The 25,395-nt window shown below is 35.2% G+C and carries 19 protein-coding genes and 2 pseudogenes; 17 read left to right on the forward strand and 4 right to left on the reverse strand.

Translation table 11 applies throughout. The annotated features are described in order from the left end of the window. Positions 1-69: 69 nt before the first annotated feature. Entirely contained in the window at positions 70-2,655 is a 2,586-nt protein-coding gene (gene clpB / locus VZL98_02160; GenBank protein WVH63779.1) for an ATP-dependent chaperone ClpB, read from the forward strand. A gap of 224 nt (positions 2,656-2,879) precedes the next feature. Then, positions 2,880-3,050, forward strand: coding sequence for a hypothetical protein (locus VZL98_02165; protein ID WVH63780.1), 171 nt, complete (start codon positions 2,880-2,882; stop codon positions 3,048-3,050). 335 nt (positions 3,051-3,385) lie between these two features. Here VZL98_02165 and VZL98_02170 read toward each other — a convergent pair whose 3' ends face one another. Then, entirely contained in the window at positions 3,386-4,603 is a 1,218-nt protein-coding gene (locus tag VZL98_02170; GenBank protein WVH63781.1) for an IS256 family transposase, read from the reverse strand. A gap of 118 nt (positions 4,604-4,721) precedes the next feature. Beyond that, positions 4,722-5,165: a cytochrome b5 domain-containing protein gene (locus tag VZL98_02175; GenBank protein ID WVH63782.1), complete on the reverse strand. Its 444-nt coding sequence runs from the start codon at positions 5,163-5,165 to the stop codon at positions 4,722-4,724. Positions 5,166-5,358: 193 nt separating this feature from the next. Between VZL98_02175 and VZL98_02180 the strand changes: the two genes are divergently transcribed. From VZL98_02180 to nrdG, 3 genes and pseudogenes are all read left to right on the forward strand, one after another. Further along, complete coding sequence (locus VZL98_02180) at positions 5,359-5,817, forward strand: hypothetical protein (GenBank protein ID WVH63783.1); 459 nt, start codon at positions 5,359-5,361, stop codon at positions 5,815-5,817. A gap of 291 nt (positions 5,818-6,108) precedes the next feature. Next, a pseudogene (nrdD, locus tag VZL98_02185) lies at positions 6,109-8,260 on the forward strand (anaerobic ribonucleoside-triphosphate reductase). After that, a complete protein-coding gene (gene nrdG / locus VZL98_02190) occupies positions 8,257-8,751 on the forward strand; it encodes an anaerobic ribonucleoside-triphosphate reductase activating protein (protein WVH63784.1) in 495 nt (164 codons plus the stop codon). The pseudogene nrdD and the gene nrdG overlap by 4 nt, the downstream one beginning before the upstream one ends. A gap of 114 nt (positions 8,752-8,865) precedes the next feature. Here nrdG and VZL98_02195 read toward each other — a convergent pair whose 3' ends face one another. Together VZL98_02195 and murC are read right to left on the reverse strand one after the other, a co-directional pair. Next, positions 8,866-9,552, reverse strand: a complete 687-nt coding sequence (locus VZL98_02195) for a class A sortase (GenBank protein ID WVH63785.1) — start codon at positions 9,550-9,552, stop codon at positions 8,866-8,868. A 54-nt stretch (positions 9,553-9,606) separates the two neighbouring features. Next, positions 9,607-11,025, reverse strand: coding sequence for a UDP-N-acetylmuramate--L-alanine ligase (murC, locus tag VZL98_02200; protein WVH63786.1), 1,419 nt, complete (start codon positions 11,023-11,025; stop codon positions 9,607-9,609). 329 nt (positions 11,026-11,354) lie between these two features. Between murC and glmU the strand changes: the two genes are divergently transcribed. From glmU to ftsH, 12 genes and pseudogenes are all read left to right on the forward strand, one after another. Continuing rightward, positions 11,355-12,737, forward strand: a complete 1,383-nt coding sequence (gene glmU / locus VZL98_02205) for a bifunctional UDP-N-acetylglucosamine diphosphorylase/glucosamine-1-phosphate N-acetyltransferase GlmU (protein WVH63787.1) — start codon at positions 11,355-11,357, stop codon at positions 12,735-12,737. A gap of 8 nt (positions 12,738-12,745) precedes the next feature. Further along, positions 12,746-13,705 (forward strand): ribose-phosphate pyrophosphokinase, encoded by a 960-nt coding sequence (locus VZL98_02210; protein WVH64532.1) that lies wholly within the window; start codon positions 12,746-12,748, stop codon positions 13,703-13,705. Between the two features lie 4 nt (positions 13,706-13,709). After that, a complete protein-coding gene (gene pth, locus VZL98_02215) occupies positions 13,710-14,282 on the forward strand; it encodes an aminoacyl-tRNA hydrolase (protein ID WVH63788.1) in 573 nt (190 codons plus the stop codon). Next, on the forward strand, positions 14,283-17,792 hold the full coding sequence (mfd, locus tag VZL98_02220) for a transcription-repair coupling factor (GenBank protein ID WVH63789.1): 3,510 nt from the start codon (positions 14,283-14,285) through the stop codon (positions 17,790-17,792). A 103-nt stretch (positions 17,793-17,895) separates the two neighbouring features. Next, positions 17,896-18,984, forward strand: a complete 1,089-nt coding sequence (locus VZL98_02225) for a peptidylprolyl isomerase (protein ID WVH63790.1) — start codon at positions 17,896-17,898, stop codon at positions 18,982-18,984. Positions 18,985-19,353: 369 nt separating this feature from the next. After that, a pseudogene (locus VZL98_02230) lies at positions 19,354-19,654 on the forward strand (HU family DNA-binding protein). 110 nt (positions 19,655-19,764) lie between these two features. Further along, positions 19,765-20,010 carry an RNA-binding S4 domain-containing protein gene (locus VZL98_02235; GenBank protein WVH63791.1) on the forward strand — a complete coding sequence of 82 codons (246 nt, stop codon included), beginning with the start codon at positions 19,765-19,767 and terminating at the stop codon, positions 20,008-20,010. 231 nt (positions 20,011-20,241) lie between these two features. Next, positions 20,242-20,598 carry a septum formation initiator family protein gene (locus VZL98_02240; protein WVH63792.1) on the forward strand — a complete coding sequence of 119 codons (357 nt, stop codon included), beginning with the start codon at positions 20,242-20,244 and terminating at the stop codon, positions 20,596-20,598. A gap of 152 nt (positions 20,599-20,750) precedes the next feature. Then, on the forward strand, positions 20,751-21,173 hold the full coding sequence (locus VZL98_02245) for a S1 RNA-binding domain-containing protein (GenBank protein ID WVH63793.1): 423 nt from the start codon (positions 20,751-20,753) through the stop codon (positions 21,171-21,173). Between the two features lie 77 nt (positions 21,174-21,250). After that, positions 21,251-22,645, forward strand: a complete 1,395-nt coding sequence (gene tilS, locus VZL98_02250; protein WVH63794.1) for a tRNA lysidine(34) synthetase TilS — start codon at positions 21,251-21,253, stop codon at positions 22,643-22,645. Next, positions 22,642-23,196, forward strand: coding sequence for a hypoxanthine phosphoribosyltransferase (hpt, locus tag VZL98_02255; GenBank protein WVH63795.1), 555 nt, complete (start codon positions 22,642-22,644; stop codon positions 23,194-23,196). The genes tilS and hpt overlap by 4 nt, the downstream gene beginning before the upstream one ends. A gap of 180 nt (positions 23,197-23,376) precedes the next feature. After that, positions 23,377-25,323 carry an ATP-dependent zinc metalloprotease FtsH gene (gene ftsH / locus VZL98_02260; protein ID WVH63796.1) on the forward strand — a complete coding sequence of 649 codons (1,947 nt, stop codon included), beginning with the start codon at positions 23,377-23,379 and terminating at the stop codon, positions 25,321-25,323. Positions 25,324-25,395: the final 72 nt, after the last annotated feature.

A 25,395-nucleotide genomic window follows, 5' to 3' on the forward strand; every position in this document is an offset into this window, starting at 1 on the left:
GGAGAATAAAGACTAATCTAGAAGCCTTAGTAATAGAGGCTTCTTAATACGTGAAATAGGAGGTTTATTATGGATACTAATAAATTCACAAAAAAAGCTGTAGATGTTATTCAAGAGTCTCAAAATATAGCTATTAAAAACGGAAATCCTGAATTAAGTGAAATCCATCTACATCTAGCTCTAATCAATAGTGCCGATTCTTATATAATGAAGATTCTTGCACTGATGGACGTAGATACCTCATTATATAGAGATGCAGTACAAAATAGAGTAAATCAGTTACCTGTACAGGAAGGTGGAGACAGTCTATATCCAACCACAGGTTATCAAAGAGCGCTTTTGAGAGCAGAAGATGAGATGAAGTCACTAGGTGACAGTTATATTTCTGTTGAGCATATTTATATGGCTATATTAAAAGACAGAAATACCGAAAGTGCCGAGATATTTAAAAAGTTTAGAGTTAATTATCAAGCATTTAAAGAAACTCTACTAAGTGTGAGAGGTGGACAGACGGTAGACTCTGAAAACCCAAATCTTTCCGGAGATTCAGCACTTAAGAAATATGGACGCGATTTAACGGAAGAAGCTAGAAGGGGAGATATCGATCCTGTAATTGGTAGAGATGATGAGATAAGACATACTATCAGAATTCTCTCCAGAAGGACCAAGAATAATCCGGTTCTTATCGGTGAACCGGGAGTAGGTAAAACTGCTATTGTCGAAGGACTTGCTCAGAGGATAGTCGACAATGATGTTCCGGAATCACTACAAGATAAGAGTATATTTGCACTCGACATGGGTTCCTTGATTGCAGGTGCAAAGTATAGAGGAGAGTTCGAAGAGAGATTAAAAGAAGTACTAAAGGAGATAGCAGACTCTAATGGCATGATAATTCTATTTATAGATGAGCTTCATACCATTGTAGGAGCCGGTAAGACAGATGGTGCACTCGATGCATCCAATATGCTAAAGCCGATGCTTGCAAGAGGCGAAATTCATACCATTGGAGCTACAACTCTAAATGAGTACAGAGAGTATATCGAAAAAGACGGAGCTCTTGAAAGAAGATTCCAAAAAGTTATGGTTTCAGAACCTACTGTAGAAGATACTATTTCCATCCTTAGAGGAATAAAAGAAAAATACGAGATACACCACGGAATCAGAATCTCTGACGGCGCTGTAATTGCTTGCGCTACTCTATCGGATAGGTATATCACAGATAGGTTTTTACCTGACAAGGCAATCGACTTAATGGACGAGGCTTCTTCAATGGTTAGAACTGAAATTGACTCCATGCCGGAAGACATGGATGAGATGAGAAGGAGAATCCTCCAATGTGAGATAGAAAAAGTTTCGCTTAAAAAGGAAACTGATGAGCAGTCTGAAGAAAGACTAGAGCTTTTGGAAAAAGAAATTGCCGAACTTAAAGAAGAATACGATGGTAAGGCGGCAGCTTGGGAAGAAGAGAAGAAGAGTATAAATAGAGTTAAAGAAATCAAAGAAGAAATTGACAATGTCAGAAAACAGATAGATGAGGCAAACAGAACTTACAATTTTGAGCTTTTATCTGAACTGAAATACGGTAAGCTAGCACCGCTTGAGCTTGAACTGGCAGAAGTAAATGAGAAAAATGCCCAGAGACAGAGCATGTTAAAAGAGGAAGTTACTGAAGAAGAGATTGCAGAAGTTGTCTCTAAATGGACCGGAATTCCGGTTAGAAAACTTGCCGAGACTGAAAGAGAAAGAATCTTAAATCTTGGAGACGAACTTCACAAGAGAGTCATAGGTCAAGAAGAGGCTGTAATTGCTGTTACAGAGGCGATTATAAGGGCCAAATCAGGACTAAAATCACTAAACAAACCAATCGGATCCTTCATCTTCTTAGGACCTACAGGAGTTGGTAAGACTGAGCTTGCAAAAACTCTTACAGAATCGCTATTTGATGATGAGAGAAATATGGTCAGAATCGACATGAGTGAATACATGGAAAAACACTCCGTTTCAAGACTGGTTGGAGCTCCTCCGGGATATGTAGGATACGATGAGGGCGGACAGTTAACAGAGGCCGTTAGAAGAAAGCCTTATTCAGTGATTCTCTTCGATGAGATTGAAAAAGCCCATCCCGATGTATTCAATATACTTCTACAAGTACTGGATGACGGTAGACTTACAGACAACCAAGGTAGAACAGTGGACTTTAAGAACACTGTAATTATCATGACTTCCAATATCGGTTCGCATTATCTGATGGAAGATATGGAAGATAGACATGAAATATCTGAAAATGCCAGAGAACAGGTTATGAGCGAAATGAAGATGACTTTCAGACCTGAGTTCTTAAACAGGATTGACGATATAGTGATGTTCAAGCCGCTTTCAAGAGAAGATATTATGAGTATTATAGATCTTCAAATGAGAAATATAACCGAGAAACTTGAAGACAGACAAATAAGCATTGAATTGTCTGAGGATGCAAAAGTACTAATCCTTAACAGAGCATACTCCGCACAATACGGAGCAAGACCTGTTAAGAGATACCTTCAAAAGCATATAGAAACAGAACTTGGAAAAGAACTGCTTTCAAACACCATTACTGAAAAAGATCATGTAGTCGTAGAAGTTGAAAACGGGGAATTAGTTCTTAGAGTAAAATAATATTTAAAGCCTTGAATTTCGAAAATGGAATTCAAGGCTTTTTTTATTTGAAATTCATTTTGGATGAAATTATTTTGGAGAACACAGATTTCGATATAATTGAATTTGTGGAATATGACAAGCTATTATTTTGGCGGGTTCACTGGTTTTGTTTTAAGAAGGATATAAATGGGTAATTATACACTATCATGATATAGGAGTGATGAAGGGTTGGTTGATTTTATATGCAATCTATCGAATCAGTTGATACTTTGAGAAGTATTAATGAAGAGTTAGAGTATTTAAGATTAGATACATTTGATATCAAAAAGAGCTTAATACTCGACACAGAGGAAGAAAATATAAGGAGTAGAATCAATGAAAGCAAAATTACAACTTTGGTATTCCAATCATAAAAACATAATCAATACTACGAAGTTTACAGTTCTAGGCAGTGCGAAATAATCTCTGTAAATTATTTATTTCCTATAATTAGTTAATGTTTATGAGGGTGGATTTTACTGCCCTCATTATTTATTTATATATCAAGCTTGATATATTGTCAATTTTTTCTTTGCAGAGCCTGAGGTAAATAATAAGAGGAGCCACCGAAGGGGACCATTGATAAGGGTTCTAAAAAATGGTACACTAAGCCGACGAAAGCAAAATACATACTTATCAGTCTTTGCTTCGCCTTCGGTATTTACCTTGCACCATTTTTTAGGTTCTTTGTCAATGGTGGCGGAGTGTGTTAGTTCTCTAAAACATGCATTATTCTTAATTCTCCTACTATTGATCCCCAACTTTTTAATGGAATATTCCATTTCTTTGCAATTATATTTGTAGCTAAGTATAGTGCTTTCATCAGTGACGTAGCACTTGGGAATACTGATCTATTACGGTTTAACCGTCTGTATGAGCTATTTAAACTCTCTATAGCATTCGTAGTATATATTATTTTTCTAACTTCCTTAGAATACTTAAAGATTGGCGTTATTGAATTCCACTCCCTTTCCCATCTATCCATTGATCCTGGATATTTTTTATCCCATGCTTCAGCTACTTTCAAACGATTCTTATTTGCTACTTCTTCGTCAGGTGCGTGATATATTGTTTTTAAATCATTTGCAAATTGTTTTCTATCTTTGTACGATACGTATTTTAATGTGTTTCTTACCATGTGAACTATACAGGTTTGCCACTCAGCTTTTGGATATGCCGCTGATATGGACTCTTCTATACCTATTAGTCCATCTGAACAGATAATGTAGATATCTTTTACTCCTCTGTTTTTTAGGCTATTTAGGACTCCTAACCAGTATTTACTACTTTCGTTTTGTCCTACATATATTCCTAATACTTCTTTAAGCCCATCTTCGTTTATTCCGAGTATTATATATGCTGCTTTCTTTGATATTAAACCCTCTTCTTTAACAGAAAAGTGAATAGCATCAATGAACACTACAGGATAAGTCTCTGACAGTGGTCTTTTTTGCCAGTCTTCTATTTCCGGCAGAATTTTGTCGGTTATGTCTGAAACCAGTCCATCACTAACTTCAAATCCATAGATATCATAGATTTGTTCAGATATTTGTCTAGTACTCAAACCTCTTGCATACATTCCTATTACCTTATTTTCTATCTCAGATATGTCTTTTTGTCTCTTTTTTACAATTTGAGGTTCAAAGCTTGAGTCTCTATCTTGAGGTACTGATATTTCAGATTCACCCATACTTGATCGTATTCTTTTAGTTTTGTATCCATTTCTAGAGTTTTCATTGTCACTTCTTTGGTTTGTTTCATATCCTAAATGGTGCTCCATTTCGGCTTCTAACATGCTTTCTATAGTATCTCCTAGTAAATCCTTAATAGCATCATGTATGTCCTTTGCCGACTCAATTTCATACTCATTGATTAGATAAGATATGATTTCTTTTTTTCCTTCACTTAATTTTTTTCTTCTTGCCATTTTAAAAAGCCTCCTATGTTATTTTTATTTTAACTAATCATAGGAAGCTATTCAATATTTACAGACTTTTTTTCGCAGTCTCGAATACCTGCACTTATCCAACCAAATATAGAATACATTAGTCTTTAATCACACCTACTTTAACTACATTATCAAGTTTTGCTATTCCATGAGGTGATTCGTTTTTTATCGCATCGGTTAAATCATTTCCTGCCTCAAAACCATTATGTTGTCCATCTTTCCAAGCTTTTGAATCGGTGACATCATATACTACACCATCAACTGCAACATATGCTCTTTTGCCGTCTTTACCATTGAATTCCTTTAGTTCTTCTAGAGTGAACTCTTTTTCTTCTATTTTTTCTTTAGTTTTATCAATTTCTTCTTTAGCTTTATCTGTTGCTTTATCTACTTCCTTCTTAGCATCTTCAGCAGCTTGTTTAGCATCTTCTTTCACTGCATCAGTAGCTTCCTTTACTTCTTTTTTAGTATCTTGACTACATGCAGTCACGGATAGGACTAATACAAGTCCTAAACTTATTGCTAATAAAAACTTTTTCATAAAATACCCCCTAAGGTTTATCATCTATTTTTGTAAGTTTAAACTGAAATAACATAATGAAATTCATGTAAAATCTTACAACTCATATTTACCCACAAAATAATATCATAAAACATAAATTATTTTATCCTTTGGACATATCTATTGATTAGTAATAGGATAAAAGATATAATACCCCTATAAGGGGGAGAATATGTTAAACAAAAATAAGGAATTTATAAAAGTCATAATTACAATTGCTGCAATAGTATTTATTTTTCTTATGAGAAATGTCTGGAATATTGGAATATTGGTTTCCGTATTTGCTTTTGTTCTAAACATCACGCTACTGATTTCAGTCAGAAGATACCTTGACGATTTAAAAGAGGACAAAGACGATAAAGATGAACTGGTATCCGATTTGTTAAGAATAACTTCATTCTATTGGGTGGCAAGTTTTTTAATTATAGAATTTAATATACTACTTATGTTGGCGTTTTTAATGGCGATAGGAATATTGATTTATTTAACGCTTCAATTACTTACTACATTTAAAACGGAAAAGAGCCTATCATTTTCAAAAACAATCTACACAGCCATATCTATGCTCGGGATAAATTTAATTTTTTACATGCTCGTACTCCCTGAATTGTTTGCAAAAATGATAAAATAATTGATTTTATAAGGGAAAATTGATTATTAATAATATAAATAACAATCAACTATTATAAACTATTTTATAGAATATGGACTAAGACTTGTGATTAACAGGTCTTAGTTCTTTTTTGAAAAAGATTATCACTTAGCCACAACATGTAGTTTTATCTTGCCACCGACCACAATAAGTAGTATAATAATTATAGTCACTTGTGAAATTTGTATATTCTGAAAACATGGATTTATTTGTACGATTTCACCAATGAAAATCAATTAATGTAATTATTATATAAAGGGGTAGGGAGTCATGATTCAAGTAATTAAAAGAAATGGGACGAAGGTAGATTTTGACAAGTCAAAAATTGCGATTGCAATTGAAAAGGCAATGCATAGCAGTAGTGGTGTATATCAAGCCAATATTGCAGAAAGAATAGCCACAGAAATAGAAGATTTTGCAAATGTACTTAATAGAGATATTACAATTTATCAAATCGAAGATCAAGTTTACTATAAGTTGCTTGAATACAATAATCCTGCGACAGCCAGAGCTTATGAGAACTATAAAGCAGTTCAAGCATTTAAAAGACGTGAAAACACAACAGATAATGACATAATAGGATTGCTTGACAGATCAAATAAAGAGCTTATAGACGAAAACTCCAATAAAGATGCTCATGTAGTCTCTACTCAAAGAGATCTTATCGCCGGAGAAGTTTCTAAAGATATAGCGAGACGTATGATAATACCTACAGATATAGTTCAAGCACATGACTCAGGAGCAATCCACTTCCACGATATGGATTATATCATTCAACCAATGTTCAACTGTTGCTTGATAAATATTGAGGATATGCTTAAAAACGGTACTGTAATCAATGGCAAGAAGATCGATACACCAAAATCATTCCAGGTAGCTTGTACAGTAACAACTCAAATAATAGCACAAATCGCAAGCGGTCAGTATGGTGGACAGAGTATTAACGGAATAGATAGAATACTTGCTCCTTATGTAAGAAAATCATACGATAAATACCTATCGGCAGTTGTAGAAGAGCAAAAGGAAGTCTACGGTATTGAACCTGACATGGAAAAAGCTCATGAAATAGCACTAAAGAGAACTAAAAAGGAAATTAAAGACGGCATTCAAACAATGCAGTATCAAATAAACACATTGATGACCACTAATGGACAAGCGCCTTTTGTAACATTATTTATGCATTTTATGCCGGGCTATGAATACGAGAAGGAAGCTGCTCTGATTACCGAAGAGATAATAAGACAGCGTATAGAGGGAATCAAAAATGAAGCTGATGTATATGTAACACCTGCATTCCCTAAACTAATCTATGTACTTGACGAACATAATGTGCATCCTGACAGCAAATATTATTATCTAACTGAACTGGCAGCTGAATGTACAACAAAGAGAATGTATCCTGATTATATTTCTGCAAAGAAAATGAGAGAACTATATCAAGGTAATGTATTTTCCCCAATGGGATGCAGATCATTCCTTGCACCTTGGAAAAACGAAGATGGTGAATACGTATTTGACGGAAGATTCAATATGGGCGTTGTGTCCCTAAACCTACCTCAAATAGGACTGTTATCAGAAGGTGATGAAGGCGGATTCTTCGCATTGCTTGAAAAAAGACTTGAACTTGCCAAAAAAGCACTTATGCTTAGATACAATCTGTTAAAAGACGTAACAAGTGATGTATCTCCAATCCACTGGCAATACGGTGGGATAGCAAGACTAGGCAAGGGCGAAAAAGTCAGAGAACTTCTAGATGGTGGCTATGCTACGATTTCTCTAGGATATATCGGAATTTATGGAAGCTACTAAACTAATTACAGGTAAATCTCATACAACTCCGGAAGGAAAAGAATTTGCTCTTAAATTAATGAGCAAACTCAACGCAGCAGTTAAGAGTTGGAAAGAAGAGACCGGTCTTGGATTTGCACTATACGGAACACCTGCAGAGAGCTTAACTCACAGATTATGTTCTATTGACAGAGCGAGATTTGGAGAAATCGAAGGAATAACAGATAAAGGATTCTATACTAACTCCTATCATGTATATGTAGGTGAAGAAATAGATGTATTTAATAAATTCAAGTTTGAATCAGAATTCCAAGAGATTTCAACCGGTGGAGCAATCTCCTATGCAGAGATACCTAATATGGCAAACAATGTCGAAGCGGTAATGACCATGATTAGATACATCTACGACAATATCACATACGCTGAATTCAATACTAAACTTGATTACTGCCATATTTGTGGTTATGACGGAGAAATAGTTATAAACAAAGACAATGAATGGGAATGTCCAAATTGTAAAAACCACGACAGAAAAGAACTTACTGTAATCAGAAGAACTTGTGGCTATCTTGGAGAAAACTTCTGGAATGAAGGAAGGACAAAGGAGATTACCGCAAGAGTAATGCATATATGAGATACGCACAGATAAGAAAATACGATGTTGCAAATGGTCCCGGAATAAGAACGAGCATATTTGTAACTGGATGTACTCATAGATGTCCAAACTGCTTTAATGCAGAGTACCAAGACTTTAACTTTGGAGATATCTGGACGGAAAAACAGACCGAAGAAATTATTGAGTACCTTAATGACGATGTAGTAACCGGTCTTACACTACTGGGCGGAGAACCGTTTCAAAACTCTCTTGAACTCACAAAGGTCTTAAATGAAGTAAAAAAACATACAGACAAGAGTATTTGGGCATATTCGGGATACACTTTCGAACAGATAATGAAGGACGAAGAAAAGAAGGAACTCCTAAAACTATGTGATGTACTCGTAGACGGACTTTATATAGATAGACTTAAGGATTTGAGATTAAAATTTAGAGGATCTTCAAATCAAAGGATAATAGATGTGAAAAAGTCTATCGATGAAGGCTCGGTGGTATTAATAGAGATATAAATTTAATAATGAAATAAACCAAATATAAAGCTCCAATGTAAAACCAAAAAGCTTCCTGCACCCAGGAAGCTTTTTGGTTTTTAGATAAAAAAACAGTCGAATCGACTGTTTTTCTCATTTAGAAGGTTGTTCATAACCACTGTAAAGTGTATTAAACAACTCTAGATCATAATCTTTAATATCTATAAGTTCCGCTTGCACGAAAATCCTCAAATCATCTTCTATGGGTCTTGCACAAGTCATTAGCGAGAGAACGGGTTTTCCTTTTTCCTCAGATACCCCATCTTCTATCAAATGAAATGCATCGGGTGCTGTGACTAAGTTGTCATAGGTCCTATAGTGATAGATTTTGACCTTATCAGTTATATAGATATCCTCGCCCGCAGGCAAATGTTCCAAACCTTGAAATAGCGAACCTTCAATCCTGTGATTGTGTCCGGCTATTGCATAATTGCCTTCACCTAGCACTTGATCCGTTTTCATCGTAGCGACGCCAACCCAAAGATTATCTACATTTATTCCCTTGGAAACAGCGAGATTTCGCTTCATACTTGGTATGATCAACTGAGCTACAACATATTCCGGAGTATCATTTTCTCCGATTCTCTTATAAGTTTCCATAGAATCAATATGGGTAATTGCTTCAAAGTCATTTTCAACCTCTTTTTCATTGTTTTCAGCCATTTGTTCATACGTGATTTCTTCGGTAATCTTCTCGGTAAATTCCGAGGTATGGCTTTGCTTAAAAAGATAATCTGAAATCAATTGGTATGAAATCAGTAGGATTCCGATTACTATCAAAGCTATTGAAATGAATTTTTTTATATTAATCACCCTTGGATTAAAAGACGTATATTAAGCTGATAGAGGACCTGCACTTTCAAAATCCTGATTATTAGCTATCATATAAGCAAGTAAATGTGGAATTCCACATCCGGTTGTCATAACCAAATCATTTGGCTCAACTGTATTGTATATATGGTCTTTAGCCTCTTCAAATGTAGGAATATACTTAGCATTAACGCCTTTTTCAACGAGCAATTTAACCAAGTCATTAGAATGAATGCTTGGATCAAAATGCTCTCTGGCAGCGTATATATCGGTTACAATAACTTCATCAGCATCGTAGAAAGAATCGGAAAACTCATTCAATAAAGCCTTTGTTCTACTGAAGGTATGAGGCTGGAACACACATACCAACCTGTTTTGCTTATGGGATCCAAGAGCTGATAAGGTATTTTTTATCTCGGTCGGATGATGACCGTAGTCTGTCATGATATTTGCGCCATTGTATTGCCCTACAATTTCCATTCTTCTATGAAGAGCTTTATAATTAGCAAGCTGTTTTATTATTAGCTCCTTATCTATTCCGGTTACAAGCATTGCAATTGCAGCAGAAGCTGCATTGTACATGTTAAAGTCACCGATTATAGGCAGTTTTATATCTATAGACTCTCCCTTTTTAGCCTTAAGAGTAAAAGAAGGTCTTCCGATTTCGTCATGCTCTATATTTTCTATACTATAATCGGCATTTGGATTGTGCATACCGAAAGTATGGACATGTCCTTTGATATGATCCAGAAGAGGAATGCAGTTTTTATCATCGATATTGATGATGGCATTTGAATCTTCGTCCAGATTTTTCATATATCCGATAAAAGTACTTACTATATGATCTATATTCTTGTAAAAATCCAAATGATCTTCACTTATGTTTAGAACTATAACGGTTGAAGGATAATAATTTAGAATATTTGCCTTGTATTCACATGCTTCGGTTACGAGATAATCTCTGTCACCAACCAAGACATTTCCTTCAATAGTATCTAAATCTCCACCTAGCAGTATAGATGGATTGTATTCGGAATTAACCAAAATCTCAGTAACCATACTGGTCACCGTGGACTTACCGTGAGAACCGGAGATAGCTATTGAATGTTTATAGTTTCTCATCAATGCTCCCAGGAAAACTCCTCTGGTAACAACCGGTATATCCAGTGATTTTGCGTATATCAACTCGTCGTTATCAGGAAGAATTGCATCTGTATAGACGATGATATCCGGATTATTAATATTTTCTGCCTTTTGACCATAGTAAACCTTCACACCCATTGACTCCAACTTTAGAGTGTGAGGATTTCTTTCTCTATCGGAACCGGTAACACTGAATCCGTTGTCGAGCAATAAATGTGCTATACCCGACATACTTACACCACCTATTCCGATAAAATGTATACTTTTTATGCTATGATCATCTAAATCAAATTTGAACACCTGTATCCCCCCATGAAATTAACTGCTAAAACAAAAATTACTATATAAAAGTACATTAACAAATAAACTTATGTAATATCCTATTTTAACATGCAAATATAGTCGCAATCCATGATTTTTATAAGTGCGACTTATTTATTTTATATTATTGTTTGGATAATAGCAAATAAAGGTATTTATTTTTGCAAATTATCTATCGCATAATATTATAATTCTTTCATATAAAACTTACAAGCTTTTTAAAAAACTATCGCTCTTGTCCATAACTTGTAGGGAGCTTGTAATATGTAGTATAATATATACGAATAATTTTAAAGGCAGGTGTTAATGTGATCGTATCAGTTATACTTGCAGCCGGAGAAGGTACCAGAATGAAGTCAAAACATTCAAAAGTTACCCAGACCTTGCTGAATAGACCGATGATAGACTACGTAGTTTCATCAAGCGAAGAAGCCGGAGTAGAAAAAAATATCGTAATAGTCGGAAAAAATATCGAACAAGTAAAAAATATATTTCAAAATAGAAACATAATCTATAAAACTCAGAATATTGGACCGGAATTTCCATACGGAACCGGGTATGCAGTGTCATTAGCTGTCGACGAAATAGCAGATGATGACGATGTATTAATTCTAAATGGCGATATACCACTACTGAGCTCAGATTCATTAAGCGCATTTATCAAATACCACAAGGAATCAGGTTTGGTAGGAACACTTTTAACGGCCATCATTGAAGATCCCACAAATTATGGTAGAATTATTAAGAATGAAAGTGGACATTTAATTAAAATCGTAGAGCATAGAGATGCGAACGAAGAAGAACTGAAAATCCATGAGTTCAATCCGGGTGTTTATATCTTTAGAGGATCACTATTAAAAGAATCCTTAAAAGAACTGGATACAGACAATGATCAAGGTGAACTGTATATAACCGATGTAGTAGAAATACTTGCAAAAAAAGGACATATACTGGGAACTTTCCTACTGGATGATGTGGATGAGGTTCATGGTATTAACTCTAAAGATCAGTTATCCGAAGCGGAAGAGATTTTAAGAAAGAGAATAAATACCAAGCATATGAAAAATGGAGTAATCATGGAAAATCCATCGAATATCTTTATCGAGCCCGGCGTAAAAATCGGCATGGATACCAGAATTTACTCTGGCGCAAAAATCCTTGGGAAGACCGTCATAGGTGAAGACTGTATAATTGACGGAGGCAGTACGATAATTGAGTCTGAAATAGAAGATAATGTTCAGATTAACAGATCGGTAATCGAATACTCCAAAGTATTTAAAGGAGCAACAATTGGACCATTTGCTCATCTTAGACCAAAATCCGAGATAGGTCAAAATGTCCATATAGGTAACTTTGTTGAAACCAAGAATACAAAACTGGGAGAAAATACTAAAGCCGGACATCTGGCTTATATCGGTGATGCAGACCTTGGTAAAAACATAAATATTGGATGCGGAGTTATATTCGTAAACTTTGACGGCAAGGATAAATTCCGATCCACAATTAAAGACGGGGCATTTATAGGCAGTAATTCGAATGTAATATCCCCTGTGACCATAGAAGAAGATGCATTTATTGCAGCCGGAACATCAGTAACAAAAGATGTTGAAAAAGGTGCGCTATTTATTTCGAGAGCTGAATCTAGAAGTATAGCCGACTGGGTCTATATTAAAAGAAAAAAGAACAGATAATGGGAGGACTGGAAATGTTTATAGGTGAAATGAAGGTATTTTCGGGAAATTCTAATCCGAAATTTGCGGAGGATATTTGTAAAAATCTAGGAATACCTGTGGGTAAAGTTACTATTGAAAAATTTAGAGACGGTGAGATTAACCTCGTAATAGAAGAAACCGTAAGGGGATTCGATATCTTTATAGTACAACCTACTTGTACTCCGGTAAATGATCATCTAATGGAACTGTTAATAATGATCGATGCTGCAAAGAGAGCATCAGCAGCTAGAATCAATGCAGTTGTACCTTACTACGGATATGCTAGACAAGACAGAAAGACTAGAGGTAGAGAGCCTATAAGTGCGAAACTTGTAGCTAACCTTCTGACAACTGCAGGAGCAGACAGGGTTATTACAATGGATCTACATGCCGGACAAATTCAAGGCTACTTTGACATCCCGGTAGACCATTTAACCGCAATGCCGACTCTTGCCAACTACTTTAAAGAGTTAATTAAAGGCAAAGATTATGTAGTAGTTTCACCGGATTTAGGTGGAGTTACCAGAGCTAGAACTTTTGCTCATCACTTAAATCTCCCATTAGCAATTATTGAAAAAAGAAGACCTAGACCAAATGAATCTGAAGTGTTAAACATCATTGGTGACATCAAAGATAAAAACGCAATCATCATCGATGATATTATAGATACAGCCGGAACAATAACAAATGCAGCTAAGGTATTAAAGGAAAAAGGAGCTAAAGACGTATATATCACAGCTACACATGGCGTACTTTCCGGTCCCGCAATGGAGAGAATTGCAAGCTCAGTAGTTGAAAAATGCGTAATCACAGACACAATTCCTCTAGCAGAAGGTATCAAAGCTGAAAAAATAGAGGTGGTTTCATGTGCTCCTGCATTTGCAGCTGCAATCAAAAACATCAACAATAACGAATCTGTCAGCTCACTATTCAACGCTACGGAGTGATAGTTTGAAAATAGTAATAGGACTTGGAAATCCGGGCTCAAAATATGAAGATACTAAACATAATGCCGGATTTAAAGTAATAGACTTACTTGCTAAAAGACATGGAATTAAAGTAAAAAAAATAAAATGGAAATCATTATACGAAAAAGCTCAGATAGGATCTGAACAAGTAGTACTTCTTAAACCCCAGACCTATATGAATAACTCAGGTATAGCTGTTAGAGAAGTCATAGACTTTTTTAAAGTTCCAATTGAGGACCTTATAGTTATCTATGATGATATCGACATAGAATTCGGCACGATACGAATTAAAAAGTCAGGATCTTCAGGAAGTCATAATGGTATGAAATCCATAATCTATCATTTAAGTGACGACTCTTTCCCCAGAGTGAGAATAAGCATTGGGAAAAAACCTGAATATATGGACTTGGCAGACTATGTACTGAGTAGATTTTCCAAGGATGAATTAAAAATATTTGATAATGAAATAGAAGCTGCAGCAGATGCAGTGGAGACCATACTCAAATATGGAGTAGACAGAGCCATGAACGAGTACAATGGGATGGAATTTAAATAAATGAACTACCTAACTGATGGATTAAAAAACTTAAATGAATTCAGTGAAATACTGGAAAAATTAAATAGAGGAAAAAGCTCGATCTACCTGCATGGCATGGTTAGGGAGAGCCTCCCTCATTTTGTCTATGCTCTTCAACATGAACTAGAGAAGAGCATTTTTGTCGTGGTTGAAGACGAATTAAGAGCAAAGGAAATCTATGAATCGGCACTCGGGTTGCCCGGTATCGATATCAAATTCTACCCAAAATCGGAGATAGCTTTTTACAATATCAAGCCTCTTGAAAGTAGCGCGGACATGCAGAGGATTGAGATAATGAATAAACTCTTGTCCGATGATAAATGCATAGTAATCACCTCAGTGGAAGCATTAAAAAAGAAAATCTCAACTCCGAAATTCTTTAAAAGTACCACCTTGTACATTAAAACTTCTGACGATATCGAAATAGATGAACTGACTCACAAACTTACAACCATGCAGTATGAAAGAGTTGAAATAGTTGAATCCAGGGGACAGTATGCTATCAGAGGAGGAATAATAGATATATATCCTATAGACATGCAAAACCCCGTCAGAATTGAATTATTCGATACTGAAGTAGATTCTATTAGAATCTTTAGCATTAACAACCAAAGATCGATAGAAAATATCGATGGATTTAAAATAACTCCTGCAAGAGAATTTCTATTAACTGAAAAGGACAAATCCAATATAATTGCAGGTATAGAAAAAGATATAGAAAAAACAGAGAACAGCTTTGTATATGGATTCGATAAACAGCAGCTAATTGATAAATTTACAGAGATAAAAGCGATGGTTGAAAGTGACCTTATACTTTCAAACCCGGATCTCGTAATGCCGTATATAAAGAAGAATTCCTATGCATCCATATTGGACTATATAGATAAGGAAAGTACCATAATATTTGAGGATCTGGCCAGAGTCTATGACAGAGCATCGGATATAGAGCAGAGATTTAGTGAAGATATGACATACCAACTTGAAAAGGGAGAAGTATTTGGTTCTCATGAGAAAATAGCATATAGTTTTACTGAGCTTTTAAAGCAGATAAAAGAATACTCTACCATAAATATTACGCAGCTAAAAAAGAGAACGAGACTTTTAAATCCTGAAGCGGAATTTAAAATCACAACGGTGGAGACTCAGGTTTACAATAGAAACTTTTCGTTATTCGTATCGGACTTAAAACAGCTCGCATATGCAGGTTATAAAACCGTAATAATGGCTCAAAGTCAGGAAAAAGCCATGGGTTTGGTAGAACTTTTAAATACTGAAGATATCTCTGCAAACTATATGGAAGAGATTGATTCAGAAATAAAGAGCTCTCAAATCTATATCACGCCCTTTACGATCAGCAAGGGCTTTGAATATAAAAACTTGAAAATGATATTTATTACCCATAATGAAATCTATGGGAAATCTCATGTCAAAGCCACCAAGAAAAGGTATAAGAAGATGTCGGGTCAGGACATAGTATCTTATTCTGACCTGGTCAGCGGAGATTATGTAGTACATGAAAATCACGGAATTGGTATCTACAAAGGAATAGAGCAAATAAAAGTATCCGATAAACTTAAAGACTATTTTATCGTAGAGTATAGAGGGACTGATAAATTATTTATACCTACAGACCAAATGAATCTAATCCAAAAGTATATCGGTGGTGAAAACAGGGCACCCAAACTAAATAAACTCGGTGCACCTGAGTGGACAAAGACTAAGCAGAGAGCAAAAAAAGCACTTTCTGAAATCGCGGATGATTTGATAGAAATATATGCCAGACGAATGAAAGAAAAAGGTTATGCATTTTCACCGGATACTCATTGGCAAAGGGAGTTTGAAGATTCCTTCATATATGAAGAAACCTCGGCGCAGCTTAGGAGTATCTCCGAAATAAAGGAAGACATGGAACTTGAAAAACCTATGGAAAGACTTCTTTGCGGGGATGTAGGATATGGTAAGACGGAAGTTGCATTAAGAGCTGCCTTTAAAGCGATTATGGATGGCAAACAGGTCGCATTCCTAGTGCCAACCACTATACTTGCTCAGCAGCACTATCACACCGCAATTGAGAGATTTAAAGAATTTCCGGTAAATGTCGAAATGATTTCAAGATTTAGAACAGCAGGACAACAAAAAGCAATATTAAAAGATGTTTCTAACGGCAATATAGACCTTATAATCGGGACACATAGACTATTGTCAAAGGACTTACAGTTTAAATCACTTGGACTTTTGATAATAGATGAGGAACAGAGATTTGGAGTAAGACACAAGGACAAATTAAAAGAACTTAGACAAAACATAGATGTACTCATGCTAAGCGCAACACCCATACCGAGAACACTGCAGATGGGATTGGTGGGGATAAGGGATATGAGTCTACTGGATGAAGCACCGGAAGAGAGATATCCTACGACTACCTATGTCCTCGAATATGAGCCTATGATAATAAGAGAAGCCATAATAAAAGAAATTGAAAGAGGCGGGCAGATATACTTCGTCTACAATAGAGTCTACGATATAGATGAGATGGCCTTTAAAATACAAGAACTCGTCCCTGAAGCGAGTATCGTAACGGCACATGGCAGAATGAGTGAAAGAATGCTTGAAAATGTCATGATCGACTTTACAAATGGAGAGTACGATATACTTTTATCTACATCAATTATTGAAACCGGACTGGATATCCATAATGTCAACACAATGATAATATATAATGCTGATTACATGGGTCTATCGCAACTATATCAATTAAAAGGCAGGATAGGTAGAGGTGAAAGAACTTCGTATGCATACTTTACATACGAAAAAGGTAAATCACTGAGCGAAATCTCAGAAAAGAGACTAAAAGCAATAAGAGACTTTACTGAATTCGGATCCGGATTCAAAATAGCCATGAGGGATTTAGAACTTAGAGGAGCCGGCAATCTTTTGGGAGAGAGCCAACATGGACATATAGACCAGATAGGATATGATCTATATGTGAAATTCCTTGAACAAGCCATCAAGCATGCAAAAGGAGAGGAAATGGATATAAGAGATAGAGAGGTCAACATAGACCTTGGAATAGACTCATATATCCCAAGCAATTATATACCATCGAGTTCAGATAAGATAGAAATCTATAAGAGGATTGCGAATATTTCAACTCTTGAAGAACTTGAAGATATGTTTGATGAACTTATCGACAGATTTGGAGATATACCAAATCCTGTATTAAATGTAATATATATCTCATTGCTTAAATCCATGGCACAAATCATCGGATTTATACAAATCTCCGGAGGAGATGAATATTTGAAATTTGAATATGAAGATGTAAATCTATTTAATCTCGAAGAATTCGAATTCTTGACAGGAAGATTTGAAAGTAAACTTGAACTAGGATTTACTACCCCTCCATCCATCACGATAAAAACCGGTAAAGATAGATTAAAAGCGGGGTATGAGCTTATGTCGGCGATAATGGATATAAAAAAACAATAAAAAACTTGAAAGATACCAGAAAAACTATATAATAGTTAGAGTAGATTGGTAAAATCTTTAAGTAGTGACCCATAACTACAAAAAATGAAATGGAGATGAACTAATGAAAAGATTAGCAAAAGTACTTGCGTTAGTAATGGCTGTAGCTATATTATTAACAGCATGTGGAGACAAGAAACCGGATGGTGCCGTAGCTAAGGTTAACGGTGAATATATTACAAAAGAAGCATATGATAAAGAATATGGTCTTTTTAAGAAGATGTTATACGGAAGTGTTTCTGAAGAAGACTTCAATAAAGTAAACGAGCAAGGTACATCACTTAAAGCAGACCTTGAAAAGAGAATTACTGATGTAATGATAATGGATAGAATTGTAGATGGTGAGATTAAAAAGAACAAAATAGAAATCACCGACGAACAAAAAACAGAAGAGAAAGCAAAGATGGCTGAAAGACTTGGTGGAGAAGAGAAATTTAAAGAACAAATGGAAAAAGAAGGTATAACTGAAGAAGAATTGGATTATATCGTAGCCAAAGGTCTAAAACAAACTAAACTTAAAGAATGGTATATGGAGCAAAACAAACCTTCCGATGAAGATGTTCAAAAATACTTTGAAGAGCATAGGGATGAACTTGTAAAGTATGATGTTGCTCATATCCTAGTAGACACTGAAGAAGAAGCAAATGAAATCAAAAAACAATTGGCAGAAGGTAAAGACTTCGGTGAAATTGCAAAAGAAAAGTCAAAAGATGAATCAAGTGCAGTTAATGGTGGAAACCTTGGTGAAATTAGCTTAAACGTACCATTTGTAGCAGAGTTTTTAGAAGCTATGAAAACCCTTAAAGCAGGAGAAATCTCAGAACCTGTAAAAACACAATTCGGATACCATATCATCTTCGTAAAATCAATATCTGATAATATAGAAGACTTAAAAGAAGGTATTGAAGCGAAAATTATGGAACCAAAATTCCAAGAATATGTGAACGAACTTTATAAAAATTCAGAAGTAGAAATCTACAAATCTAAAGAAACTGCTCCTACAGAACAAAAGTCTGAAGAGCAAAAAACCGATGAACAAAAATCTGAAGAACCAAAAACTGAAGAACCGAAATCTGAAGATCAAAAACCTGAAACCGAAAAAGATAAACCGGTAGAAGGAGAAAAGCCTGAAGATAAAAAAGATAATAAATAAGAAAAACGAAAAGAGCAATTCATGGTCAATTGCTCTTTTCATTTTATAAAGTAAATTGACTGACGCAATACTATGAAATACATGGTTTAAAGAAGGTTGTGATGATTCATCTCAAAGATAATGTTTTTCACTAAAATAATAAAAAAATAGTATAAAACATAAAAAAAAGCTTGTAAAATAGCGTTTTATAGTTGATATTTTGTTTAAACTCGGTTATAATCAAAGATAATGGAGTATAATTTATTTGCGGCTTAATAGAACGTTGAAAACAACAGAGTGATATCGTTTAGCAAATAATTGACTTCTGGTTAAAATTGGCAGTTATTTTTAGATAGATATGGCGCATACTATAAAGGAGGAGATAAACTAATGAATAAAGCTGAATTATTAGCTAGCATTGCTGAAAAGAGTAACTTAACTAAAGTTGAATCTGAAAGAGCTCTTAATGCATTCCTTGAAACAGTACAAGAAACACTTGCAAAAGGTGAAAAAGTACAATTAGTAGGCTTTGGAACTTTTGGAAGCTAGAGAAAGAAAAGCTAGAGAAGGTAGAAATCCTAGAGATCCTAAAGAAGTTATAAAGATTCCTGCATCAGTAGCACCTGTATTCAAAGCAGGAAAAACACTTAAAGAAGCAGTAAATGTAAAACCTAAGAAAAAGAAAAAGTAAGATCTTAAAATTTGTTTACTGAGGTGGACTACTTTAAGTAAAACAAAACTATTTGAAAAGCAGCTCCTAGGAGCTGCTTTTCATGCTTATACAATAATGGAGGAGAAAATTTGAGAATAGATTTATTTTTAAAAAATTCCAGAATAATAAAGAGAAGAACAATAGCTAAACAGGCTTGTCAATCGGGGAGAGTTCTTATAAATGATAAGGTATGCAAACCGGGTGACGAGGTTGCAGTGGGTGATATTATAGAAATTAGATTTGGTTCATCAAGTCCCAGATTTAGAGTTAAGGAGTTAATAGACAACTCCAATAAGGATAATGCAGAGCGCATGTTGGAAGTATTGGAGGACTAAATAAGGGATAGTACAAGTGGCAAATGGTTCATATACAGAGAAAGACTTACACTTTTGCCCTATAGAAAATTAAAGATTAGTATTCGGGATACTAACAAAAAAGCTTAATAAAGCCAGAAATCTATTTGAGAACATAAGACAATAAAATCAAAAAAACCTAATAAAATCCTTGATTTAAGCGTTTTTACATTGTATAATAAATACAAGTATACTCAAATGGAGGAATTCAAGATGAAAGGGAAAAAAACAAGTAAAAAAGCGACCATAAAAAACGCAAATAAAAGATTCCTTATATTTATATCCGCAGTAGTCTTGATTTTTGCGACCTATTTTATATACACTCTAACAGAGCAGAGTATGCGAATGACAGGTATTAATGCTGAAATTGAAAGAAAGAAAGCAGAATTGGAAGAAATAAATAACGAGATAAAAATTCTTGAAGAAGAGCTGACTATGGTTGACGAACCTGAATTTATAGAGAGAATAGCCAGAGAAAAGCTAAAAATGGTAAGTCCTAAGGATATCATCTATGTAGATAGTAATAAGCCTGACAGAACCGAAGAACAAAAGCTTAATAATAAAAGATAATAAATTTGACACTTTGAATGCTTTTGTGTATAATTTAGCACGAATACAGTTTTAATATTTCGGCTGTATTTTATAAAAAATCACTGAAATATACCACAATTTTAGGAAAGGTAATTACTTTCCAAATAATATTTAGGAGGATTTGGGTTTAAATGTCGATCGCTGTTGGTGACATAGTAGAAGGTAAGGTAACAGGTATAACAAATTTTGGGGCATTTGTTGCTTTGCCTGAAGGTAAAAATGGATTAATACATATTTCGGAAATATCTAGAGATTATGTGGAAAAGGTAGAAGATTATCTTAAAAGAGATGATGTAGTAAAGGTAAAGATTCTTACGATTTCAGGTGATGGCAAAATAAGTCTGTCCATCAGACAAGCTGAGAAACCTAAGAAAAAAGAGATTATAAAGCAACCTGCAGAGGTTTCTTTTGAAAAGCCTGAAGAAGAACTCTCTTTTGAAGATATGATGAACAAGTTTCTAAAAGATAGCAATGACAGATTTGATGACATTAAATCCAGAGATGGGAAAAGGGGAGCAGGGCAAAGGTATAGAGCCAGAAATGCTAACTATTAAAGCTTAAATAATGACCGAATATAATTCGGCAAAAAGTAACCGGCTGAAAGCCGGTTATTAATTTTATTGGAGAAAAAATGAAATCAAAAGTACTGGATAATATAATAAAACACAAATTAATAAAAAGTGAGGACACGGTAATAGTCGGTGTATCAGGCGGTTATGACTCAATGGTGCTACTGGATATACTTGTCGACTTAAAAAATGCTTTGGATATAGAAATAGTAGTTGCACATGTAAACCATATGCTAAGAGGTGCTGAGGCAGACGGTGACGACGAAGCTCATGTAAGAAGTTATGCTATTGAACATGGTCTTGATTTTGTGCTTGAAAGAAGGAACATGGAAGAACTTGCAGAAAGAGAAGGCATAAGTTCAGAAGATGCCGGGAGAAGAATAAGATACGAATTTTTCTACAGTCTAGCAGAAAAACACGAAAATGCGGTAATAGCCGTTGCACATAATAAGAACGACCAAGTGGAGACAATACTTTTAAATCTGCTCAGAGGAACCGGACTTAAAGGACTCACCGGTATGAAGTACAAATCCGACGATATCATTAGGCCCTTATTAAATGTATCTCGGGCAGAAATAGAAGAGTATGCTGAAGAGAATGGAATCATTCACAGAGAAGATAGAACAAATCAAGAGAATATCTACAGGCGTAACTCTATTAGAAACGAGCTGATCCCCTTTATAACAAGAGAATACAATCCGGACTTTAACAACACGATTTTTAGAATGACGGAAATCCTTTCTGATCAAGAGGAAATCATAGAAAATATAACTGAAAAAAGCCTTAATCAAATATTAATAGTAAATGATGATGACAGTTATACCATAATAAAATCAGATTTTAATAAAATGGAAGCTGCCATAAGAAAAAATATCATCAGATTAATAATTAACAAAATTTTAGGCTCTCTTGACGGATTTGAAAGCTCTCATATAGAACAATTTATTAATACTGCACTAAGACCAACCGGAAAGACAATGAAGATAGGTGGTATTCAGTTATCGGTTCAGTATGAAAATCTAGTTATAGAGAGAATTCGCCATAAAGACAAGCTTAAAAATTATCATGAAATCATGATTAATAAAGGTGAATCAGGGGTATATAAATTTGGTGAATATCTAATTGAAGTTGATTATTGTAAAAACGATAAAAAAGTCTTCAAATCCAAAAAAGATACGGTATATTTTGATGCAGATAAAATCGAGTATCCTTTGATAATCAGGACCAGAAAACCGGGAGATTATTTTACTCCTTATGGTATGGAAGGAACTAAGAAGTTAAAAAACCTTATGATAGATCTAAAAATAAAAACAGAACTTAGAAATAAAATTCCCATACTTACCACTAATAATGGTGATATAATATGGGTTGGTACAATTAGAAGATCGGATAAATATAAAGTTGAAGAGATGACAGAAAACATTATAAGATTAAAAATCAGAGGAGAATTAGCATGAGACAAATGAGAGATGACATCAAAGAAGTACTTATAAGTGAAGAAGATATTGCTAAACGCGTAAAAGAGCTGGGAAGCCAAATAACTGAAGACTACAGAGGAATCGACGATGATCTGATTTTAGTCGGTATCTTAAAAGGCGCAGTAGTTTTCCTTGCGGATCTTATAAAAGAAATTGAAATACCGGTAATGATTGATTTTATGTCCGTATCAAGTTACGGCAAAGGAAGAACTGAATCAAGTGGTGTTGTAAGAATACTTAAAGACCTGGATGAAGATATTCACGACAAGCATGTTTTATTGGTAGAAGACATAATAGACTCAGGTCTCACTCTTTCTTATCTAAGTGATATTATGATTAGAAGAGGAGCAAAAAGCGTAAAAGTAGCTACTCTGCTCAATAAACCTGCAAGAAGAGAAAAAGAAGTAAGTATCGATTATTGCGGATTTGAAGTACCGAATGAATTTATAGTTGGTTACGGAATCGATTACTCCGAAATGTATCGAAATCTAACATTTATAGCAGCGCTAGACGAAAAGGCTTATTCATAAGAACGAATAGATGTTTTAATTGGTATTAAATCGATGTTATTTACGCTAAAGCTTCAATATTGATTAAAAATGCTATTAATGTTACAATTATAAAATGTAAGTTTATTCGGCCTTTAAGTGGTATTATAATAGAGTGAAGCCATTTAAAGGTCGAATTCATAATCTGAAAGGAGGATAAATTTGAACAAAAGATTCAGAGGCACACCTATATATATTGTCCTTCTGTTATTACTGGCACTCCTTTTATCCAGACTGGGAAGAAATGTTCCTCAAGTTGAAGATATAAGTATGACAAAATTTGTCGAATACCTTGAAACAAACCAGGTATCAAAAGTCAGTAAGCAGGGTAACCATTATGTCGGTGAGTTAAAAGATAAAACAGAATTTAAACTATTCAGTTCCGATAGTGACTTTTACAATAATTATTTAAAAGAAAAAGTCGATAGTAAGGCGATAGAAATGAAGGAAGAAGAACCGCCGCAAAGGGCTTGGTGGGTAGAACTCTTGCCCACATTATTCGTCGTCGTCATTGTGATAGGAGCATGGTACTTGTTCATGTCCCAGACTCAGGGCGGCAATAACCGGGTCATGAGCTTTGGAAAGAGTAAAGCCAAGCTGCATCGGGAAGACGGTGAAATGATAAACTTCAGCGATGTCGCCGGCTTGGTCGAAGAAAAGGAAGAACTGGGTGAAATTGTAGACTTCTTAAAAGACCCAAGAAAGTTTACCGAACTTGGAGCCAGAATTCCAAAAGGAGTACTCCTTGTAGGTCCTCCGGGAACCGGTAAAACCTATCTTTCAAAGGCAGTAGCGGGAGAAGCAAAAGTTCCATTTTATAGTATAAGTGGTTCCGATTTCGTTGAGATGTTCGTCGGAGTCGGTGCATCAAGAGTTAGAGACCTATTCAATGAAGCAAAGAAAAATGCTCCATGTATTATATTTATAGACGAGATTGACGCCGTAGGTAGAAGAAGGGGAGCAGGTCTTGGCGGAGGTCATGACGAAAGAGAACAGACCTTGAACCAACTGTTAGTCGAAATGGATGGCTTTAGTACAAATGAAGGAATAATAGTCATGGCTGCAACAAACAGACCTGACATTCTGGACCCTGCAATCCTTAGACCGGGTAGATTTGACAGACAGGTCTATGTCGGACTTCCGGATGTAAAGGGTAGAGAAGCAATCCTACTTGTACACACCAGAAACAAGAGGCTTGAGCCTGATGTAGACTTAAAAGCAATCGCTAAGACAACTTCAGGATTTACTCCGGCAGATCTTGAAAACCTATGTAATGAAGCTGCATTGCTGACCGCAAGACATAATCTTAAAGCAATAACAAGAGAAATCTTCGAAGAAGCTGCAATAAAAGTTGTAGCCGGACCTGAGAAGAAGAGTAAAGTAGTAGTAGAAAAGGAAAGAGTTCTAACCGCATATCATGAAGCAGGACATGCAATTGTATCCAGACTATTACCGGATACAGATCCCGTTCACATGATAACCATCATTCCAAGGGGAATGGCGGGAGGATTTACAGCATATATTCCTGAAGAAGATACCAATTATCATACCAAGAAAGGTATGGAGCACAGGCTGGTATCTCTATTGGGTGGTAGAGCTGCTGAAGACCTTGTACTCGACGATATATCCACCGGAGCATCAAATGATATAGAGAGAGCAACAAAGATTGCCAGAGCCATGGTAACTATTTACGGTATGAGTGAAAAACTCGGACCTATGAAATACGGTACTGACGAAGAGGATGTATTCCTCGGCAGAGACTTTGGAAGGTCTAGAAACTATTCAGAAGAAGTTGCAGCTGAAATTGATACCGAGATGAGAAAACTAATCGGAGAAGCCTATGATTTAGCTTTAAATCTTCTTAAAGACAATATCAGAGCGCTACATGCACTTGCAAAAGAACTTCTCGATAAAGAAACTCTTAACTCAGATGAATTTGAAGCAATATTCCAAAAAAATACCGAGCCAAATGGTGAGGTAATCGTTCATGAAGAACTTCAAAAAGTTAAAGACATGGACAAAAAGATAGAAGAAAATCTATCTCAAGGTGAACCGACTGAAGAAGCGGAAGAACCACCTGAGATGGACTTTGAACCTGAAGAAGATTAAAAACCCGTAAGGGTTTTTTAATCTTCTACATATTTAATGTAGATATGTAAGTGATAAAGACGATTTTAAAGG

The organism is Peptoniphilaceae bacterium AMB_02, from assembly GCA_036321625.1.
GTDB lineage: Bacteria > Bacillota > Clostridia > Tissierellales > Peptoniphilaceae > Microaceticoccus > Microaceticoccus formicicus.

Excerpts from the sequence above, each read along its gene's own strand:
- clpB (WVH63779.1), top strand. The coding sequence starts at position 70 with ATGGATACTAATAAATTCACAAAAAAAGCTGTAGATGTTATTCAAGAG.
- VZL98_02165 (WVH63780.1), top strand. The coding sequence starts at position 2,880 with ATGCAATCTATCGAATCAGTTGATACTTTGAGAAGTATTAATGAAGAG.
- VZL98_02170 (WVH63781.1), bottom strand. The coding sequence starts at position 4,603 with ATGGCAAGAAGAAAAAAATTAAGTGAAGGAAAAAAAGAAATCATATCT.
- VZL98_02175 (WVH63782.1), bottom strand. The coding sequence starts at position 5,165 with ATGAAAAAGTTTTTATTAGCAATAAGTTTAGGACTTGTATTAGTCCTA.
- VZL98_02180 (WVH63783.1), top strand. The coding sequence starts at position 5,359 with ATGTTAAACAAAAATAAGGAATTTATAAAAGTCATAATTACAATTGCT.
- nrdG (WVH63784.1), top strand. The coding sequence starts at position 8,257 with ATGAGATACGCACAGATAAGAAAATACGATGTTGCAAATGGTCCCGGA.
- mfd (WVH63789.1), top strand. The coding sequence starts at position 14,283 with ATGAACTACCTAACTGATGGATTAAAAAACTTAAATGAATTCAGTGAA.
- VZL98_02225 (WVH63790.1), top strand. The coding sequence starts at position 17,896 with ATGAAAAGATTAGCAAAAGTACTTGCGTTAGTAATGGCTGTAGCTATA.
- VZL98_02240 (WVH63792.1), top strand. The coding sequence starts at position 20,242 with ATGAAAGGGAAAAAAACAAGTAAAAAAGCGACCATAAAAAACGCAAAT.
- VZL98_02245 (WVH63793.1), top strand. The coding sequence starts at position 20,751 with ATGTCGATCGCTGTTGGTGACATAGTAGAAGGTAAGGTAACAGGTATA.
- tilS (WVH63794.1), top strand. The coding sequence starts at position 21,251 with ATGAAATCAAAAGTACTGGATAATATAATAAAACACAAATTAATAAAA.
- hpt (WVH63795.1), top strand. The coding sequence starts at position 22,642 with ATGAGACAAATGAGAGATGACATCAAAGAAGTACTTATAAGTGAAGAA.